We start from the raw sequence: 19209 nt of genomic DNA on the forward strand, positions 1-19209 counted from the left end.
GCAATACAGGCATCTAAAACTGATCAGAACAGTTCTTGGCTTTCACCATTCTCGATGACAGTCGTACCCGCTTCTGGTACGGAATATTCTGTCGGTTGAGTGCCCTCAATAAAATATTCTGCACGGGTATTTTTTCCACCGCTAGAGAGCTTACCCGTAGCCCGATCAATCGTGACAGACACAATGCCTTGAGGAGCCTCCATCAGTTTTTCAGGCACTCCTTCTAATGCCATTTTCATGAAGTCATCCCAGATTGGCTGAGCCGTTTTCGCTCCACCTTCTCCTTTCAGAGCCGGAGTACGTCCCAGACTTCTGCTGTGCTCATCAAAACCAATCCAGACTGTTGCCACCATATCCGGCCCATAACCAGAGAACCATGCATCTTTCGAGCTATTGGTTGTCCCGGTTTTACCGCCAATATCACGACGTTTCAAATCGCGGGCGGCGCGCCAACCCGTTCCCATCCAGCCCGGTTCACCAAAGATGTTGGTTTTCAGGGCATCATGGATTAAAAATGCCAGTGGCGTGCTGATAACATGCGGAGCATATTGCTGATCATCAACGTACAGATTAGGCGCGACACTTTCCAGATCCGGCTGTGGTAGTAACACTGGGTTTTGGGAAACATCGGAATGAGCTACGTTCTCAATCGAATCTTCAGACAGCTCAATAGAGCGTGTTGTATCCCCGTAGATCACCGGAATATCAGTACATTGTGGGCAGGCAACCTTAGGTTTCGCTTCGTACAGAACTTTTCCTTCATCATTTTCAATTTTGTTAATGAAGTAAGGATCAACCAGATAGCCACCGTTCGCCATCACTGCATAGCCGCGTACTAACTGCATTGGTGTGAAAGAAGGTGAGCCCAGCGCCAGTGATTCTGTACGAACAACATTCTCTCCCGGTAAGCCAAAGCGTTTCAGATAGTCAGCCGCATAATCGACACCCATCGCACGCATAGCACGTACCATCACCACGTTCTTGGACTGCCCCAGTCCCTGACGCAAACGAACCGGGCCATCATAGGTCGGAGGCGAGTTTTTCGGGCGCCAGTCAGTACCTGCACCAGCATCCCAACGGCTGATAGGTGCATCATTCAGCAATGATGCCAGCGTCAGCCCTTTATCCATCGCAGCGGTATACAGGAATGGCTTGATATTGGAGCCAACCTGACGCAATGATTGAGTCACCCGGTTAAATTGGCTTAATTCAAAATTGAAACCTCCAACCAACGCTTCTACCGCACCATTTATTGGGTTAATGGAGATCAACGCCGCATTCACTTCCGGCAATTGAGCCAGCCACCAGACGTTATTGACCTTTCTGACCCAGATCTGCTCACCAGCCCGAATGACGCTATTCACACTCTGTGGTGCCGGTCCTTGCAGGCTGTCAGTTTTGAACTGACGTGCCCAGCGGACTCCCGCCATAGTCAGCTCAATTCTGCTGCCATCTGTCAGCATCACTTCAGCCTGATTAGCATTAGATTTCATGACAACCGCAGGCAACAAAGGGCCATATTTCGGTAAGGCTTTCAGCTTATCGATAATCTTAAACTTGTTCCATGAAAGCTGGCCTGGCTTCCATAACACATCCTGAGCACCGCGATAGCCATGACGCATATCATAGTCAATCACATTAGTACGAACGGCATCGACGGCAGCCAGCTGGATTTTGCGTGTCACCGTGGTATAGACCTTATAACCATCCGTATACGCATTCTCACCATAACGGTTTATCAGATCCTGTCTGACCATTTCAGTCAGATAAGGTGCAGAAAACGCAATCTGCGGGGTGTGGTAACTGGCAACTAATTTCTCACTTCTGGCCTGATAATACTGCTGCTGAGTAATGTAGCCCTCTTCCAGCATACGCCCCAGCACCACATTACGGCGATTAGTCGCGCGCTCATAAGAATACAGCGGGTTTAAAGTTGAAGGGGCTTTAGGCAATCCGGCAATCATCGCCATTTCACTTAGTGTCAACTCATTCACGTTTTTGCCGAAATAAACATGCGCTGCAGCACCGACACCATACGCACGATAACCAAGATGTATCTTATTAAGATACAGCTCAAGAATTTCATCCTTGGTTAACATCTGCTCAATTCTAATCGCCAGAAATACTTCTTTCGCCTTACGAATCAAAGTCTTTTCCGGGGTAAGAAAAAAGTTTCTCGCAAGCTGCTGTGTGATGGTACTCGCTCCCTGAGAAGCGTGCCCCGAAGTCATCATAATGGAAGCAGCACGAATAATACCTATCGGATCAACACCGTGGTGTTCATAAAAACGGCTATCCTCTGTGGCAATAAAGGCTTTTACCAACAACGGAGGCATTTCGGATAGGGTAAGCGGTATACGGCGTTTTTCGCCATATTGAGCGATGAGTTCGCCATCAGCACTGAACACCTGCATCGGTATCTGTAATCGGACATCCTTTAACGTCGCGACATCAGGTAACTGTGGCTCGATATATTTGTACAAACCAAAAATCGAGGCAGTTCCCAGAAAAATGCAAAAAACGACAAGGATCAAAAAATACTTTATGAACTTCACCTGAAATTTCTCACGCCATGTTAATGAGGCAGTTTATAAACGATTAGTACGTAGTATAAAGGCTATACAACACGATGAATATGACCTTTCATTAATTACTAATCACTGATAAGGAAATCACTATATGTACCCAGCTAAATGGTATATCGGCCTGGATATCCATAATCATTACATTCGTGCGCTTGCCGCCACTAAACGCCGTCACGGCTGGCAATTCCGGCACTGCTGGCACTACTCTTTATTTAATGAAACACCGTCATTTGGTGAAACTCCCTTATTAAATAAGGTACCAAACACCCCTATCTCAGGGGGATGGTTACAGTACCCAGAAAAATTACGCAAAATTTTAACGCAGTGGCGGCAAATATTACCTAACAAGGTTAAATTAAGGCTGGCACTACCTGTTCAACAAACATTACAGAAACAAATTCCTCTGCCTCAGCACATCTCATTACAGGAGCCGGAACTCGGTTGGTTTGTCCGTGCTAATGCCGAAAAGCAATTCCCTACCACTGATCTGGCTCTCGATTATCGGGTACATGGGCAACAAATCTGTATAAGTGCTACCCGCCAAAAAGACCTTAATTTCTGGCTCAGCCTGCTCGCAGAAGTCGGTTTATCACCCGATGCCATCGATATTGCCCCCTGCGCATTACGCTATGTAGCCGAATTTGCCGGAATACCCGGTAACAGCTGGCTGGTTCATCAACGCAAAACTGACTGGTTATGGCTGGCCCCGGCGAGCCTGCCTTTCAGTTATGGGCTGGTATCAACTCAGTCTCATGCCAGTCTGACACAGGTCATTAACCAGCTCCCCATTACTCCGGACAGGGAAAATTACCCGATTTATTACAGTGATGAACAACCCACCAGCCTTACTCCCATAAAGCAGCAGGCCTCGCCAGCAGGATCCGTTCAGGTCTGGCACCTACTGTCAGCATTTTGCCATTACCAGCCCCCAATACCGGAAAACATCGGTGCTTTCATGATAGCGGCAGGATTAGCACTACGACCGGATGACCAATGATGCATCAGGTGAATTTTCTACCCTGGCGACAGGCAAGACTTAAACGTCGGAGTCATAAATGGGGGCTGTTCCTCGGGTTGCAACTGTTCCTGTGGATTGCCGCTCTGGTAATCATTTCAATAGAGCAAAAACAACAAATTGGACAATATCAAAACCAATTTACTGAAAATAACTACCAACTTGCGCAATTAAAACAAACTATCAGTGAAACAGAGCAGGCTGTTCATCAGCAACAACAACTGGCTCAACAATTAAGGAAAAAAAAGTTATTCATGGAGCAGAACCAGCGATATTTACAGCTATTTCGCCAGCTTCCTCACTTATTACCGGAAAAAAGCTGGCTAACCACATTCAGCGATGATTCCGGCCAATTAGTTTTTGCTGCTAATAGCCAGAGTTATGAAGATGTTTCTGATTTATTGGATAACCTGACAGGCAATATTTCACTTATCAATGTCCAATTGAAAAAAATGACAACGACATCTGAAGACTATCTCCGGGTATTTACCATTGATGCTGAGTGGTTGATGGGGAACAGTAATGAAAAATAATTATCTGGTGTGGTTATTTCGCCCTGCATGGCAATTATTTTTATTACAGCAATTGGTGATCGTTCCTCTTATTTTGGGGTTCTATTTTTTTGTCTGGCAGGAAAATAAAGATGCCATTCATTCTTTTCGCTCCAAAATGGCAGAACAGAAAAATGATATTACATTATCTCAAACCCGTTTTTCCGAACTACCGGACTTAACCGAACTCCATCAGCAGATCCAACAGATAACCGCTAATCTCGACTCAAATAGCCACATGATATCATCCCCGAAAGCTACGGTACTTAAACGCCTCCACCAGCCTTTAACCCGTTCCGGCAGCCAACTGATGGAATGGAAAAGCCACAAAGAAGGTCATCAGGTTTTATGGCATATCATATTGTCACTGACCTATGAGCAATTACTCCGCTTTCTGAGTGAAATTCAGCAGTTGCGGCCATTATTGCTGATTAAACACCTCACAATCACCCCCGCCGATAATAGCCTGACCGTCCGCATGGTACTGGCAGATATGAGTCATGAGGAAAATATAAATTATGAGGAAAAGCAGCAATGAAGAATTGTGTTTACACCTTACTGGCTCTCCTGTTTTTATCCTTTTTCAGTTGTGCTGAAGATACTGAACCGGAAGAAACGGCTTTTTCCATAAATGTCAGAGATCCTTTCCAGCCGCCACACGACCCTATCAATGAAAATACGGCAGATGAAGCAACGGAGTTCCATCAGTCAGAACAGGATGATCAGGAAATCGAATATCAGGTTATTACCCTGCAATACGCTGATGCAGGAAAAATAACAGAACAATTGCAAAAAAATACCCCAGCGTTGCTGACAAAATGGGGAAAAGTAGAACATGATGCTTTAACAAACAGCCTGATATTAGAAGATAAATTTGATGCTATTACTCGCATCAAAAACTGGCTGAAAGAAGTGGACACTCCACAACAACAAGTACAAATTACAGCGCATATTGTCACCAGCAGTAGAGAAGCATTGCATGAATTAGGTATTCACTGGGGCATGACCGCCGATCCACTAAATCGGGCACTGGGGTTTAACCGACTGAACCTGCATCAGCCTGCAGGTAGCCAGAGCCATCGTTTAGTGCTAAATGCAGCCCGTATCCATGCCACTCTGCTGGAAATGGAACTCAGTGCATTAGAACAAGAAAATCAACTGGATATCATTGCCAGCCCACGACTGACAGCCTCACATCAGCAACCTGCCAGTATCAAACAGGGTTCTGATATTCCTTATATCGTACAAAATAAGGATAAAACAACGATTCAGTTTAAAGAGGCCGTATTGGGAATGGAGGTCACTCCACACATTTTAAAAAACGGAAAAATCCGGTTAATACTCAAGATCAGCCAGAATGCGCCCGGCCTTCCCATTAATCAGGGCGGAAATGAAAATCTGGCGATTGATAAACAAGAAATAATGACACAAGTTACCGTTAGAAATGGTGAAACGCTTATTTTGGGCGGTATTTTTCAACAGAAAAAAGGCGCCAGTCTGCAAAAAGTGCCCTACTTGTCAGAAATTCCTATATTGGGAGCATTATTTAACCAACAGGGAGAACGACATAGCCGAAGGGAGCTCGTAATTTTTATTACACCTCAATTGACTGATATTTAATCACATTAAAATATAGATATATTTATCAGTTGGTTAAATGCAGCATATGTGATTTTATCGCCCGATTATCAGCCATTTTCCTTGGTCTGACCTGTTTATGGATTTGACGCTGAGGGCAATTTAGCATACAAGGATTATCTAATTGAGTGAGCAGGTCTCTCATTACCAGCAAAAGCCTACCAAAATATTCATGGGTAGGGTTACAGTCAGCCAGAAAAAAAGCATGAACCCGATTCAATCGGTTCGTGCTGATTTATATAGTTGCAATATAGGCTGATGTGCTGAGATAATTTTTCCATCTGATCTCACATTTCACTCATGAGGTTTCAGTTTAGGTCCCGCGGCTAATCTGATTGGCGGGGCGGGTTATCATTAACAAATAGTCTTAGTAATACCAAAAACATGGCAGAGAAACGCAATATCTTTCTGGTTGGGCCTATGGGTGCCGGCAAAAGCACTATTGGTCGTCAGTTAGCTCAGCAACTCAATATGGAGTTTTACGACTCCGATCAAGAAATTGAGCGACGTACCGGAGCTGACGTGGGCTGGGTATTCGATGTGGAAGGCGAAGAAGGCTTCCGTGAACGCGAAGAAAAAATAATTAACGAACTGACTGAGAAACAAGGCATTGTATTGGCAACTGGGGGGGGTTCTGTTAAGTCAAAAGAAACCCGCAATCGTCTGTCTGCCCGTGGTGTTGTCGTCTATTTAGAAACAACTATCGAAAAACAGTTAGCTCGTACCCAGCGCGACAAAAAACGCCCTTTACTTCAAGTTGATGCACCAGCACGTGAAGTTTTAGAAAATCTGGCTGATGAGCGCAATCCTCTGTATGAGGAAATTGCTGACCTGACAATACGTACAGATGAGCAAAGCGCCAAAGTTGTAGCTAATCAAATTATTGAATTATTGGAAAAAAATTAATTTCCGCGGATTCAATCCGTTGCAAAAAATAAGGCGAAAGCTGATATGGAACAAGTGATTGTTACGTTAGGTGAAAGAAGCTATCCAATTACCATCGCCCAAGGGCTGTTTTCGAGCAGTGAAGCATTCAGGCCCCTGCAATCTGGTCAGCAGGTCATGATAGTGACCAATGAAACACTGGCTCCCCTGTATCTTGAACAGGTGAAATCCACATTGCTGAATATGGGCCTTCGGGTGAATGAAGTTATCTTACCTGACGGTGAACAATACAAATCACTTTTTGTGCTCAATGATATATTTTCGGCCTTACTGGAAAATAATCATGCTCGGGACACAACGCTTATCGCTCTCGGTGGTGGTGTCATCGGTGATATGACGGGGTTTGCTGCTGCCAGCTATCAGCGCGGCACCCGTTTCATTCAGGTGCCCACCACTCTACTTTCTCAGGTTGACTCTTCTGTTGGTGGAAAAACCGGAGTCAACCACCCCCTCGGAAAAAACATGATTGGGGCGTTTTACCAGCCCGCCTCTGTGGTCATTGATCTCAACTGCTTAAATACCCTGCCAGCCCAAGAGCTGTATGCAGGGCTGGCTGAAGTGATCAAATATGGCGTGATTCTGGACAGTGAATTTTTCGACTGGCTTGAAGGCAATATCGAAAAATTATTGGATCTCGATCATCAGGCTATGGCTTACTGCATTCGTCGTTGCTGTGAGCTGAAAGCCCTTGTTGTTGCAGCCGATGAGCATGAACGCTCAGGTATGCGGGCTTTATTAAATCTCGGCCATACTTTCGGGCATGCGATTGAAGCTGAAATGGGATACGGAGTCTGGCTGCACGGGCAAGCAGTCGCAGCAGGGATGGTCATGGCTGCACGGGCTTCTGAACTTGTTGGCTCATTCTCCGGTCAGGATACACAGCGCATTATCAGCCTGCTGGAAAGAGCAAAACTGCCTGTACATGGCCCGTCAGAAATGCCTCCTGAAAATTATTTACCTCATATGATGCGCGATAAAAAAGTCACTGCGGGCAAGCTTCGGCTGGTATTACCCACAGCTATCGGGAAAGCAGAACTTCGTTCTGATATCAGCACCGATGTCATATTAAATGCCATCCGACGTTGTCGTGAATGATCCCTAATTTTCTGGCTGTTTGCTATAAAATAGCTACATTGATAGATATATCCGATAGATTTTTCAAATAATGGGTATAATGTGAACAGCTTCAGTTAGGTCAGGTCGCCAAACCTATAATTCTATTATTAGTCACATAGCAATTGGCAGTATTATCTCAGCTGGGAGGGCATATGGACGAATTAAAATCAGAAAATAAACAAAAAACAGAAAACGAGTTTAAACCCGATACATCTGATCGTCCTCCTCAGCGATCACGCCCTCAGAAGCAGAATCCAAAACTGGCAATATCCCGTCAACAAATGATGATTGGAGCCGGTATCCTTGTTCTTCTACTGCTCATTATCGCTATCAGTTCTGCCCTGAAATCGCCAACAGAACATGAAAAGCAGCAGTCATCAAATTCAGTCGAGAAAAGTATTAATCTATCCGGCACTTCATCATCTTCCGACAATGAGCAAAATAGCACACAGGAAGCACCATCCACATCTGCAACTTCTGCCACTGACCATCCGCATGAAATCGGCATGCCGCCAATCAGCAGTACCCCTAGCCAGAACCTTTCCCCGACCAGCGGAACAGGAGGCTACAACCAACGTATCGAATTACCCGGTGATATTTCTGATGCTTTGAATCAGCAACAGAGCAATATCAACAATGCGGTACAAAAAAATACGGAACAGGAAAACCAGCCGTCCTCACAACCGGCACCACAACAGAGCCGTGTAAAGCAGACGACAGTAACACCGGTTGAACAGCAAAAAACCGAAAAACAACATAAGGTCGCCACAAAACCCGCAACGACTGACCATCAGACAAATAAGCAAAGTACTGCAAGTATCGGTGAAGACCTACTCAAAGTACCGGCAAATCGGTTTACACTCCAGTTAAGCAGCGCCAGTCGCCCGGATACCTTGATTGCTTTTGCGAAAAAGAATAACCTTTCCCATTACAAAGTTTATGAAACTAAACGTAATGATAAGACATGGTTTATTTTGATCTACGGTAGCTACAATTCCGCTTCTGACGCCAAAAAAGCGATTGCCTCACTCCCTGTAGACGTTCGGACACAAAAACCCTGGGTAAGAAAACTACAACAGGTTCATCAAGATCTGAAAAAATAAAACTATTTTGATTAGGCGCTGATATGCTGTCCTAAACAGAGTACAATCTGCGACTCTGAAATTATTGAATACTTTATTGACGGCATGAAAAAAAAACGCGCTTTCTTAAAATGGGCCGGTGGAAAATACCCCTTGGTGGATGATATTAAACGTCATCTGCCAGAGGGCGATCGCTTAGTTGAGCCATTTGTTGGCGCAGGCTCGGTATTCCTGAATACCGATTATGATTCTTATCTCTTATCAGATATCAATAGTGATCTGATCAATCTGTACGATACGGTAAAATTTCGTGCGGATGAGTTTATTGATCATGTCCGTCCCTTATTTTCACCAGCATACAATACGTCTGAAACCTTCTATCGCCTGAGAGAAGAGTTCAACAAAAGCAAAGATCCATTCCATCGCAGCGTGTTGTTTCTGTATCTTAACCGTCACTGCTATAACGGCCTGTGTCGCTATAATTTACGCGGCGAGTTTAATGTTCCTTTCGGACGCTATAAAAAACCTTATTTTCCGGAAGATGAGCTGTATTGGTTCGCTGAAAAATCTAAGAAGGCTGCTTTTATCTGCCAGCATTATGAAGTTGCATTAACTAATGTCCCAAAAGGTTCAGTGGTTTACTGCGACCCGCCATATGCTCCTCTTTCAGCAACCGCAAATTTTACAGCCTACCATACAAATAGTTTTAACCTGACAGACCAAGAAAATCTGGCGCGACTTGCCTATAATCTTTCGTCTCAACATGGTATTCCGGTGCTCATATCCAACCATGACACGCCGATGACACGTGAATGGTATAATCATGCTTCCCTTTACATTGTTAAAGCCCGCCGGACAATAAGTAGAAATATTCTTGCCCGCAGTAAAGTTGATGAACTTTTGGCGTTATACTGCCAGAAGTGATTGAGGTTTCCTGCCCCTGAAATAACGGGGATAAACAATGAATTGGAGAAGAGAATAATGAAGAAAGATTTTCTGATTGCCCCATCCATTCTATCTGCAGATTTCGCCCGTCTGGGTGAAGATACCGCAAAGGTGCTGGCTGCCGGTGCTGATGTTGTGCATTTTGACGTTATGGATAACCATTACGTACCAAACCTGACAATTGGCCCGATGGTCTGTCAGGCACTGCGCGATTATGGCATTACCGCTCCCATTGATGTTCATCTGATGGTGAAGCCTGTAGATCGCATTATCCCCGATTTTGCTAAGGCCGGTGCAACCTATATCACTTTCCATCCCGAAGCGAGTGAACATATTCACCGGACACTACAGCTGATTAAAGATCATGGCTGTAAAGCTGGTCTGGTATTCAATCCGGCAACACCTCTCAGCTATCTGGATTATGTACTGGATAAACTCGACGTTATTCTATTGATGTCAGTTAACCCGGGTTTCGGCGGTCAGTCTTTCATTCCAGAAACCCTACATAAATTACGTCATGTCCGTAAAATTATCGATGAAAGCGGCTATGATATCCGTCTCGAAATTGATGGTGGTATCAAAGCCAACAACATCGCTGCGGCCGCTCAGGCTGGTGCAGATATGTTCGTTGCAGGCTCTGCTATTTTCAGTCAGCCTGACTATAAAGCAGTCATTGATGAAATGCGCAGTGAGTTATCAACAGTGGCATAACGACAGGCAACATGATGAAAAAAAATGTAGTACAAGCAATTCAGGCCATTGCATTCGATCTGGATGGAACGCTGGTAGACAGCGCCGGTGGGCTGGCAGATGCTCTGGATCAGGCCTTACTCACCAAAGGTCTGCCCGCAGCAGGCAAAGAACGCGTTGCTGTGTGGGTGGGTAATGGCGCGGACATCATGGTTGAACGTGCCCTGAAATGGGCTGTCGGAGAGTTTTCCCCTGAGCTGTTCAGTGAAACCCGCAGTCTGTTCGATAAATTCTATGAAACTACCGTCACGACGGGCAGCAAACTGTTTCCTCATGTCAAAGAAACTCTGGCTGAGCTGGCAAAACACAACCTGCCGATGGCGATTATTACTAATAAGCCGACACCTTTTATTGCTCCATTACTGGAATCTCTTGGTATTAGTCAATACTTTTCACTGGTACTGGGAGGAGACGATGTTAAACAGAAAAAACCTCACCCGGCGCCACTGTATCTGACAATGGGCATGTTTGGTTTAAATAAAGATGAATTGCTTTTTGTTGGTGATTCCCGTAATGATATTTTGGCTGCACAGGCGGCAGGCTGCCCTTGTGTTGGCTTAACCTATGGATATAACTATGGGGAATCAATAGCATTAAATCACCCGGATTATGTACTAGACAATTTCCCGGATTTACTACCAACAATTGGATTACCAACTTTGAACTTACAGGAAGCGTAATAAAATGAACGAACCCACAGCAACGAAACCAAAAACACAGAAACCTATTGTATTCAGCGGCGCACAACCTTCCGGTGAATTGACCATCGGTAACTACATGGGAGCGTTACGTCAGTGGGTTCAGATGCAGGATGAATATGATTGCATCTATTGTATTGTTAACCAGCACAGTATTACCGTACGTCAGGATCCTGAAGAACTGAAAAAACGCACGCTGGATACGCTGGCACTTTACCTTGCCTGTGGTATCGATCCAAAGAAAAGCACTATTTTCGTACAATCACACGTACCTCAGCATAACCAGCTAGCCTGGGCACTGAATTGTTATACTTATTTCGGCGAACTCAGCCGCATGACACAGTTTAAGGATAAGTCCGCCCGTTTCCCTGAAAATATTAACGCGGGTCTGTTTAACTATCCTGTCCTGATGGCTGCTGACATTTTGCTTTATCAGGCTAATCAGATCCCTGTAGGTATTGATCAGAAACAACACCTTGAATTGACTCGTGATTTGGCACAACGTTTCAATGCTCTTTACGGTGAGATTTTCACGATCCCGGAACCTTTCATTCCGAAAGAAGGCGCTCGTGTCATGTCATTACAAGAGCCGAACAAGAAAATGTCGAAGTCTGATGATAACCGCAATAATGTCATTGCTCTGTTGGAAGACCCGAAATCTGTTGCCAAGAAAATCAAACGTGCAGTCACCGATTCTGAAGAGCCACCTCGTGTCCGCTATGATTTGGAAAACAAACCGGGTGTTTCCAATCTGCTGGATATCCTGTCAGGTGTAACAGGCAAAACCATCCCTGAATTGGAAGCCGAGTTCGAAGGAAAAATGTACGGCCACCTGAAAGGTGCGGTTGCAGACGCAGTGTGTGAAATGCTGGCTGACTTGCAGGAGCGTTATCACCATTTCCGTAATGATGAAGCTCTGCTTAACCAAGTCATGGCAGAAGGGGCAGCAAAAGCACAGGCTCGTGCTCAGGAAACCCTGAATAAGGTTTATGAAGCAATTGGGTTTATTACCCATCCGTAATAGTCGTTACATGTCAAAGGGTTATTAACGCTGACCCTTTGGCATATATACATGGCTTAAGTAACAAACAATTGAATACCTGTTTAAAAATAGAAAGTTACTTATTTTCCAAATAAGCGGTGACTAAAATTCTCTATTTTTCCAAGTAATATCCTCTTTTGCATCGTAAGATTCCAGCTGGCAGATTGCCCGGCAGCTCCCATTAAACGACGATATTGTTCTTCATCAAATGGGCTATGGAAAGCAATGGAAATAGCTTCTTTCACAGAAACATCACTATTCCGACTGAGAAGTTTTATTGGTTCACCCGCACAGGTTACACCTGAAGAGATCACGCGGTATAGCCAGCCGCAATAGCCTCTGTCCTGCATGATGGCAGCAAAATTCTCAATACCGGTAATGATATTAAGTTTATAACAAGGAGAACGGGGCTGAGTTACCTGAATAATTGCCTCTCCCCACTGGAAAATGTCTCCGATATAAACACTCTCTTCTGTCATCCCTTCCGTTGATATATTTTCACCAAAGAGCGGGGGGACAAATAATTCCATTAATTCAGGAAATTGCCTTTTCCAAAATAGATAATGTTCCATCGGATAATGGCAAAGTGCACGATCCGGCCCGCCATGAAAACGGGCTTCTGCCTGTTCATCACCTTCCAGTCCCAGAGAAGTAAGCTGTAAACTGCCATTTACCAGCAGCTTATTGATTGCAGAGGATCCCAATTTCTCGGAGGAGATTATTTTTCCTCTATATATCTGCGGGTAATACATTTCCATTTCTCCTCAATAAACAAATAATGAACAGACAGTCAGTAAAACAAGCGGTTAATTCCGACCTTCATAACCATCCATATAAGTAGCAGATATAGCTTCGGACATTGCCTTACGCCATTTTAGTGAAGGGCTTTCGCTGCTCTCATAAACTCTACCCTCAAAATGTGATGTTCTCCGAATTGAATTCAAGAATTCATCACCTTTTAAATAAATTACCCGTTGCTGCGCCTCTTCAGGGGACACTCCTGCTTCTCTATCCTTCTTACCCAACTGCCAGAATTGTTCAAAAAATGGTACTGAAAGCTCGATACTATCGTAGATTTTGGTTCTGAAATTGGGGTCGAAATCATCATTAGAAGCATAAACAAAATGCTTGGCATTACGTTCGGCACTTGTTTTGGGCTGTGCACAGCCAGACATTAGTAGAGAGGATACTATAAGGGTTGTAATCGTTATGACAGCGTTCTTTTTCATTATGTGCCTTTAATCGCGAAACAAGAAAAAATCGAATGATAGCGAAAATTATGACCAATAAAAATGCTGACCACGGTTATGATCAGCACTTTTTGAAAGATGAAGATAATAGCTATTATTTAATTTTTTCTTCGTAGCGCCTTGCTGCTTCATCCCAATTTACGACATGCCAAAATGCCTTAATATAATCAGGGCGGCGATTTTGATATTTAAGGTAGTAAGCATGTTCCCATACATCTAGCCCTAAAATGGGATAACCGGAAGTACCGGAAATTTCTTGTCCCATCAATGGGCTATCCTGATTTGCAGTAGAAACAACTTCAAGTTTTCCGTCTTCTTTCAGTACCAGCCAAGCCCAGCCAGAACCAAAACGGGTTGCTGCTGCCTGTTCGAATTTTGTTTTGAAAGCATCAATACTGCCAAAATCTCGTTCTATCGCTACTTTTAAAGCACCAGATAACGTTGTATCTAATTTCAGCCCCTTCCAGAACATGCTGTGATTTGAATGACCCCCTGCGTTATTACGCATAAAAGTACGTTTATCAGCCGGGATCCTGTCAAGCTGCTGAACCAGATCATCAATGTCCAGACCAGCTAGTTCAGGGAAATTTTCCAGTGCGGTATTGGTATTTGCAACGTAAGTTTGATGGTGCTTGGTATGATGAATAAGCATCGTTTGTTCATCAAAGTGAGGTTCCAGAGCATCATAAGAATAAGGCAAGGAAGGTAATGAATGACTCATATTAAATCTCCAGTTGTTTAAAATACATACATCCTTTATTTATTGGGGATGAAGATCACACCTTGTAAGCAACAGGATTATTATAGTGAATCAAACGATAATGAAAATGATTATCAATTCCATGTTATCACTGTGGTTTCCTTTCCTTTTGTATTTAATCTATAAATAAGAATAAATAACCAAATAGAATCCAACAGTTAGTTAATTTTTCCAAAATTGAGATTATGAATAACGGTATATTTTATATAAATACACCGCATTAAATGTTCCCTTCATAACATTCATTATCTCTATTGCGTGATCTTCCGCGCAAAAAAGAAACAAAAATTCTTCTTACACTTTAGTTAACCTTGTTTTGACATAGTATTAACAATTGCAAGGAGATAAAAATATGACTCAAATAATTAAGCACCCTATTCCTGCTGACATCGCAGAAACAGCCCTGATAAACAAACAACAATATCTGCAAGAATATCAACGCTCACTACAGGATCCTGAGGGGTTCTGGGGAGAGAAAGGTAAAATTGTCGATTGGATAAGACCTTATACAAAGGTGAAAAATACCTCTTTCGACCCCGGGCATATCAGTATCCGCTGGTTTGAAGATGGCACACTTAACCTAAGTGCTAACTGCCTTGACCGCCATTTACAGGAGCGAGGCCATCAGACTGCCATTATCTGGGAAGGAGACAATCCGGCTGAATCCAGACATGTTACGTATCAGGAGCTATACCACGATGTCTGCCAGTTCGCCAATGTCTTGAAAAAACTCGGGGTCAAAAAAGGCGATGTTGTCGCTATTTATATGCCAATGGTGCCAGAAGCCGCTGTCGCCATGCTGGCTTGTGCCCGGGTTGGCGCGATTCACTCCGTAATTTTCGGCGGCTTTTCTCCTGATGCAATTTCCGGTCGAATTATCGATTCAAATGCGAAGTTAATCATCACAGCCAATGAAGGTTTACGAGCTGGCCGAGTTGTTCCGCTGAAAAAAAATGTCGATGAAGCACTAAGCAATCCGGCTGTGACAAATGTGACTAATGTTGTCGTCTTCAAACGTACTGATAATGCAACAAACTGGCATACCGGACGCGATCTCTGGTGGCATGAATTAACCAAAGAGATTAGTTCAGATTGCCCTGCTGAAGAGATGAATGCCGAAGATCCGTTATTTATTCTTTATACATCAGGTTCAACAGGTAAGCCTAAAGGTGTTCTACATACCTCTGGTGGTTATCTGGTCTATGCATCTTTGACATTCAAATATACGTTTGATTACCGCCCCGGCGAAGTTTACTGGTGCACAGCTGATGTAGGCTGGGTAACCGGCCATAGTTACTTGCTTTATGGCCCTCTCTCCTATGGTGCAACAACCTTAATGTTTGAAGGTGTGCCAAACTATCCCGATGTGAATCGTCTCTGTCAGGTTGTAGATAAACATCAGGTCAATATCCTCTATACCGCACCAACAGCCATTCGAGCGTTAATGGCAGAAGGGGATAAAGCCATTGAAGGCACCAAACGCACATCATTACGCATCATGGGGTCAGTGGGTGAACCCATCAATCCAGAAGCCTGGGAATGGTACTACAAGAAAATAGGCAACAGTAAGTGCCCTATTGTCGATACATGGTGGCAAACAGAAACAGGTGGATTCATGATCACGCCGTTGCCCGGAGCAACCGATCTCAAAGCTGGATCAGCCACACTGCCATTCTTCGGCGTAAGCCCGGCAATAGTCGATAATACCGGAGAAACCTTAAGTGGCGAGAGTGAAGGTAATCTTGTCATTACCGATTCATGGCCGGGACAAGCTCGTACATTGTTTGGTGATCATGACCGTTTTGAGCAAACCTATTTTTCTACCTTCAAAGGCGTTTATTTCAGTGGCGATGGCGCCAGACGAGATGAAGATGGTTATTACTGGATTACCGGTCGTGTTGATGATGTGCTGAATATTTCAGGCCACCGATTGGGAACCGCAGAAATTGAATCTGCGTTGGTTGCTCATCCAAAAATTGCGGAAGCGGCTGTTGTCGGAATACCACACCGTATTAAAGGGCAGGCAATTTATGCTTATGTCACGTTAATTCATGGTGAAGAACCTTCTCCTGATTTGTATGCAGAAGTCAGAAGCTGGGTTCGCAAAGAAATCGGTCCAATTGCTACTCCGGACATCCTGCACTGGACTGATTCTCTGCCAAAAACACGTTCAGGAAAAATTATGCGGCGTATTTTACGCAAAATTGCTTCCGGTGATACTGGCAACTTAGGTGATACTTCCACTTTGGCTGATCCCGGCGTTGTGGAAAAATTATTGGAAGAAAAGCAATCCATAATGATGCCTTAATGTACATGCTATAAGGCACATATAGTACACATGCACGCCGCCGCAAGGCGGCTTGGTAAACATCATCAAAAATACAGAACTGTTCAGGGACGTGGCAGATAGTCATGCATTCTCTCGAATGTTGCTGTCCGTATCTGGCAACCCTTAATGTTGTTTAAGGTTCGTCCTTTAATACCTAAAAGGAGATAGCCTGATGAGTACCGATATTTATCAAGAAATCGAAAACAACCCTCACTTTAAAGAGTTAATTGAAAAGCGTGGGCGCTTTGCCTGGTTGTTATCTGCCATTATGTTAATACTTTATGTTGGTTTTATTTTCCTCATCGCTTTTGCTCCTGGATGGCTTGGCACACCTCTTTATGAGGGTTCCAGCATGACTCGTGGTATTCCTGTGGGTGTCGGTATTATTTTTATTTCTTTTATATTAACGGGGATTTACGTCATCAGAGCAAACGGTGAATTTGATCGTTTAACCTCAGCTATTCTCAATGAGGTGAGAAAATGAGAAAACTTGTCCTATCAACAATCGCGTTATTTTCTTCCCTCTACCCCATCCTCACTCAAGCAGATGCCATTTCAGGTAATGTAGAAAAACAACCTTTAAATATTCAGGCAATCATCATGTTCCTGTTATTTGTCGGGTTCACACTCTACATCACTTATTGGGCATCAAAACGGACAATTTCACGTTCTGATTATTATACCGCAGGCGGGCGGATCACTGGCTTCCAAAACGGTATGGCGATTGCAGGCGATTATATGTCTGCAGCATCATTTTTGGGGATTTCAGCGCTGGTTTATACCTCCGGTTATGATGGACTTATTTATTCTATTGGTTTCCTTGTCGGCTGGCCGATTATTTTGTTCCTAATCGCAGAACGATTAAGAAATCTGGGGCGCTACACATTCGCTGATGTGGCTTCTTACCGACTAAAGCAGCGCCCAATCCGTACATTATCAGCAGTAGGCTCACTGGTTGTTGTTGCTTTATACCTGATTGCACAGATGGTTGGAGCAGGAAAACTCATCGAGTTGTTATTTGGGCTGAATTACTACATCGCTGTGGTTTTAGTTGGTATTTTGATGGTTCTGTATGTGCTGTTTGGCGGAATGCTGGCAACAACATGGGTGCAAATTATTAAAGCAATCTTGTTATTGGCAGGTGCCACATTCATGGCGTTGATGGTCATGAAAGCCGTAAATTTCAACTTCAATACCCTGTTTAAAGAAGCTATTGCCGTTCACTCAAATGGCCAAAAAATTATGAGTCCCGGTGGATTAGTTTCTGACCCAATATCTGCGCTTTCTTTAGGATTAGCGTTAATGTTTGGTACCGCAGGTTTACCACATATCATTATGCGATTCTTTACCGTTAATGATGCCAAAGAAGCACGTAAAAGTGTTTTCTATGCCACCGGATTTATCGGCTATTTCTATATTCTGACATTTATTATCGGATTTGGCGCAATACTGTTAGTCAGCCCTAATGCTGCATTTAAAGATGGTAGCGGCGCATTACTCGGTGGAACTAATATGGCTGCTGTTCACCTTGCGACCGCCGTGGGTGGTGATTTCTTCCTTGGGTTCATCTCTGCTGTCGCCTTTGCCACCATTTTAGCTGTGGTTGCGGGATTAACACTTGCAGGTGCCTCAGCAGTTTCTCATGACCTCTATGCAAATGTGATTAAACAAGGTCAGGCTAATGAACGGGATGAATTAAGAATTTCGAAAATTACGGTTGTTTTTCTCGGGGTTATCGCCATTGGGTTAGGTATTCTATTCGAAAAACAAAATATTGCCTTTATGGTCGGTCTGGCTTTCTCTATTGCAGCAAGCTGTAATTTCCCGATTATTTTGCTGTCAATGTACTGGAACAAACTGACAACACGAGGTGCACTCATAGGTGGGTGGCTGGGGTTAATAATAGCCGTTGTGCTCATGATCCTAGGCCCAACAATCTGGGTTAGTATTCTTGGACATGAAAAACCCATTTATCCCTACGAATATCCAGCTTTATTTTCCATGATTGTGGCATTTGCCGGTGCGTGGTTCTTTTCTATCACTGACACATCAGAACAAGGCCAGCAGGAACGCGAAATGTTTCGCAGACAATTCTTGCGTTCACAGACAGGAATTGGAATTGAACAAGGAAAAGCACATTAATTTCTTCAGATTTAAAATGCAAAAAAGCCATCCGGTGAAGGATGGCTTCTCTGGCAAAGTGATGTCTGGCAGTGTCCTACTCTCACATGGGGAGACCCCACACTACCATCGGCGCTACGGCGTTTCACTGCTGAGTTCGGCATGGGGTCAGGTGGGACCACCGCGCTATTGCCGCCAGACAAATTCGGTTTGTTATCTCGAACAAGCTGTGACCGTCTTTACTGGGTCCTTTTTCTCTGAAACTGCGTCTTTACTCTCAATTCCCGCAAAACACCTTCGGTGTTGTCAGGTTAAGCCGCACGGTTCATTAGTACTGGTTAGCTCAACGTCTCGCAACGCTTACACACCCAGCCTATCTACG

At 44.0% G+C, this 19209-nt stretch carries 18 protein-coding genes and 1 rRNA gene; 14 read left to right on the forward strand and 5 right to left on the reverse strand.

Annotation, left to right across the window (positions count from 1 at the left end; genetic code table 11):
* Positions 1 to 23: 23 nt before the first annotated feature.
* Positions 24 to 2555 (reverse strand): peptidoglycan glycosyltransferase/peptidoglycan DD-transpeptidase MrcA, encoded by a 2532-nt coding sequence (gene mrcA / locus AACS90_RS09445; protein WP_099120439.1) that lies wholly within the window; start codon positions 2553 to 2555, stop codon positions 24 to 26.
* A 124-nt stretch (positions 2556 to 2679) separates the two neighbouring features.
* On the opposite strand from mrcA, the gene AACS90_RS09450 reads away from it, so the two are divergent.
* The 11 genes from AACS90_RS09450 (at position 2680) to trpS (ending at position 12346) form a co-directional block, all read left to right on the forward strand.
* Positions 2680 to 3582 (forward strand): hypothetical protein, encoded by a 903-nt coding sequence (locus tag AACS90_RS09450; protein ID WP_099120440.1) that lies wholly within the window; start codon positions 2680 to 2682, stop codon positions 3580 to 3582.
* Positions 3579 to 4133, forward strand: coding sequence for a PilN domain-containing protein (locus tag AACS90_RS09455; protein WP_099120441.1), 555 nt, complete (start codon positions 3579 to 3581; stop codon positions 4131 to 4133). Before AACS90_RS09450 ends, AACS90_RS09455 begins: the two co-directional genes overlap by 4 nt.
* Positions 4123 to 4689 (forward strand): hypothetical protein, encoded by a 567-nt coding sequence (locus tag AACS90_RS09460; protein WP_099120442.1) that lies wholly within the window; start codon positions 4123 to 4125, stop codon positions 4687 to 4689. The genes AACS90_RS09455 and AACS90_RS09460 overlap by 11 nt, the downstream gene beginning before the upstream one ends.
* Positions 4686 to 5771, forward strand: a complete 1086-nt coding sequence (locus AACS90_RS09465; protein WP_193757121.1) for a secretin N-terminal domain-containing protein — start codon at positions 4686 to 4688, stop codon at positions 5769 to 5771. Before AACS90_RS09460 ends, AACS90_RS09465 begins: the two co-directional genes overlap by 4 nt.
* 402 nt (positions 5772 to 6173) lie before the next feature.
* Positions 6174 to 6695: a shikimate kinase AroK gene (aroK, locus tag AACS90_RS09470; RefSeq protein WP_038260059.1), complete on the forward strand. Its 522-nt coding sequence runs from the start codon at positions 6174 to 6176 to the stop codon at positions 6693 to 6695.
* Positions 6696 to 6740: 45 nt separating this feature from the next.
* On the forward strand, positions 6741 to 7829 hold the full coding sequence (gene aroB, locus AACS90_RS09475; protein ID WP_099120443.1) for a 3-dehydroquinate synthase: 1089 nt from the start codon (positions 6741 to 6743) through the stop codon (positions 7827 to 7829).
* Positions 7830 to 8002: 173 nt separating this feature from the next.
* Positions 8003 to 8953, forward strand: a complete 951-nt coding sequence (locus tag AACS90_RS09480) for an SPOR domain-containing protein (RefSeq protein ID WP_099120444.1) — start codon at positions 8003 to 8005, stop codon at positions 8951 to 8953.
* 84 nt (positions 8954 to 9037) lie between these two features.
* Positions 9038 to 9856, forward strand: a complete 819-nt coding sequence (dam, locus tag AACS90_RS09485) for an adenine-specific DNA-methyltransferase (protein WP_099120445.1) — start codon at positions 9038 to 9040, stop codon at positions 9854 to 9856.
* A 57-nt stretch (positions 9857 to 9913) separates the two neighbouring features.
* Complete coding sequence (rpe, locus tag AACS90_RS09490) at positions 9914 to 10588, forward strand: ribulose-phosphate 3-epimerase (protein WP_099111050.1); 675 nt, start codon at positions 9914 to 9916, stop codon at positions 10586 to 10588.
* Between the two features lie 14 nt (positions 10589 to 10602).
* Positions 10603 to 11307: a phosphoglycolate phosphatase gene (locus tag AACS90_RS09495; protein WP_099120446.1), complete on the forward strand. Its 705-nt coding sequence runs from the start codon at positions 10603 to 10605 to the stop codon at positions 11305 to 11307.
* Positions 11308 to 11311: 4 nt separating this feature from the next.
* Positions 11312 to 12346, forward strand: coding sequence for a tryptophan--tRNA ligase (trpS, locus tag AACS90_RS09500; protein ID WP_099120447.1), 1035 nt, complete (start codon positions 11312 to 11314; stop codon positions 12344 to 12346).
* 101 nt (positions 12347 to 12447) lie between these two features.
* On the opposite strand, the gene yiiM is transcribed toward trpS, so the two are convergent.
* The 3 genes from yiiM to sodA all read right to left on the reverse strand — a co-directional run bounded on the left by yiiM (position 12448) and on the right by sodA (position 14338).
* On the reverse strand, positions 12448 to 13119 hold the full coding sequence (yiiM, locus tag AACS90_RS09505) for a 6-hydroxyaminopurine reductase (RefSeq protein WP_099120448.1): 672 nt from the start codon (positions 13117 to 13119) through the stop codon (positions 12448 to 12450).
* A gap of 54 nt (positions 13120 to 13173) precedes the next feature.
* Entirely contained in the window at positions 13174 to 13596 is a 423-nt protein-coding gene (locus AACS90_RS09510; protein ID WP_099120449.1) for an Exc2 family lipoprotein, read from the reverse strand.
* 115 nt (positions 13597 to 13711) lie between these two features.
* A complete protein-coding gene (gene sodA, locus AACS90_RS09515; protein ID WP_099120450.1) occupies positions 13712 to 14338 on the reverse strand; it encodes a superoxide dismutase [Mn] in 627 nt (208 codons plus the stop codon).
* 391 nt (positions 14339 to 14729) lie between these two features.
* Between sodA and acs the strand changes: the two genes are divergently transcribed.
* From acs to actP, 3 genes are all read left to right on the forward strand, one after another.
* On the forward strand, positions 14730 to 16685 hold the full coding sequence (acs, locus tag AACS90_RS09520) for an acetate--CoA ligase (RefSeq protein ID WP_099120451.1): 1956 nt from the start codon (positions 14730 to 14732) through the stop codon (positions 16683 to 16685).
* A gap of 193 nt (positions 16686 to 16878) precedes the next feature.
* A complete protein-coding gene (locus AACS90_RS09525) occupies positions 16879 to 17190 on the forward strand; it encodes a DUF485 domain-containing protein (protein WP_099111057.1) in 312 nt (103 codons plus the stop codon).
* On the forward strand, positions 17187 to 18848 hold the full coding sequence (gene actP / locus AACS90_RS09530) for a cation/acetate symporter ActP (RefSeq protein ID WP_099120452.1): 1662 nt from the start codon (positions 17187 to 17189) through the stop codon (positions 18846 to 18848). The genes AACS90_RS09525 and actP overlap by 4 nt, the downstream gene beginning before the upstream one ends.
* A gap of 63 nt (positions 18849 to 18911) precedes the next feature.
* Here actP and rrf read toward each other — a convergent pair.
* Positions 18912 to 19027: ribosomal RNA gene (gene rrf / locus AACS90_RS09535) — 5S ribosomal RNA — on the reverse strand.
* Between the last annotated feature and the right edge of the window lie 182 nt (positions 19028 to 19209).

Origin of the sequence: Xenorhabdus sp. KK7.4 (assembly GCF_963876465.1) — a bacterium.
Classification (GTDB): Bacteria; Pseudomonadota; Gammaproteobacteria; order Enterobacterales; family Enterobacteriaceae; genus Xenorhabdus; species Xenorhabdus stockiae.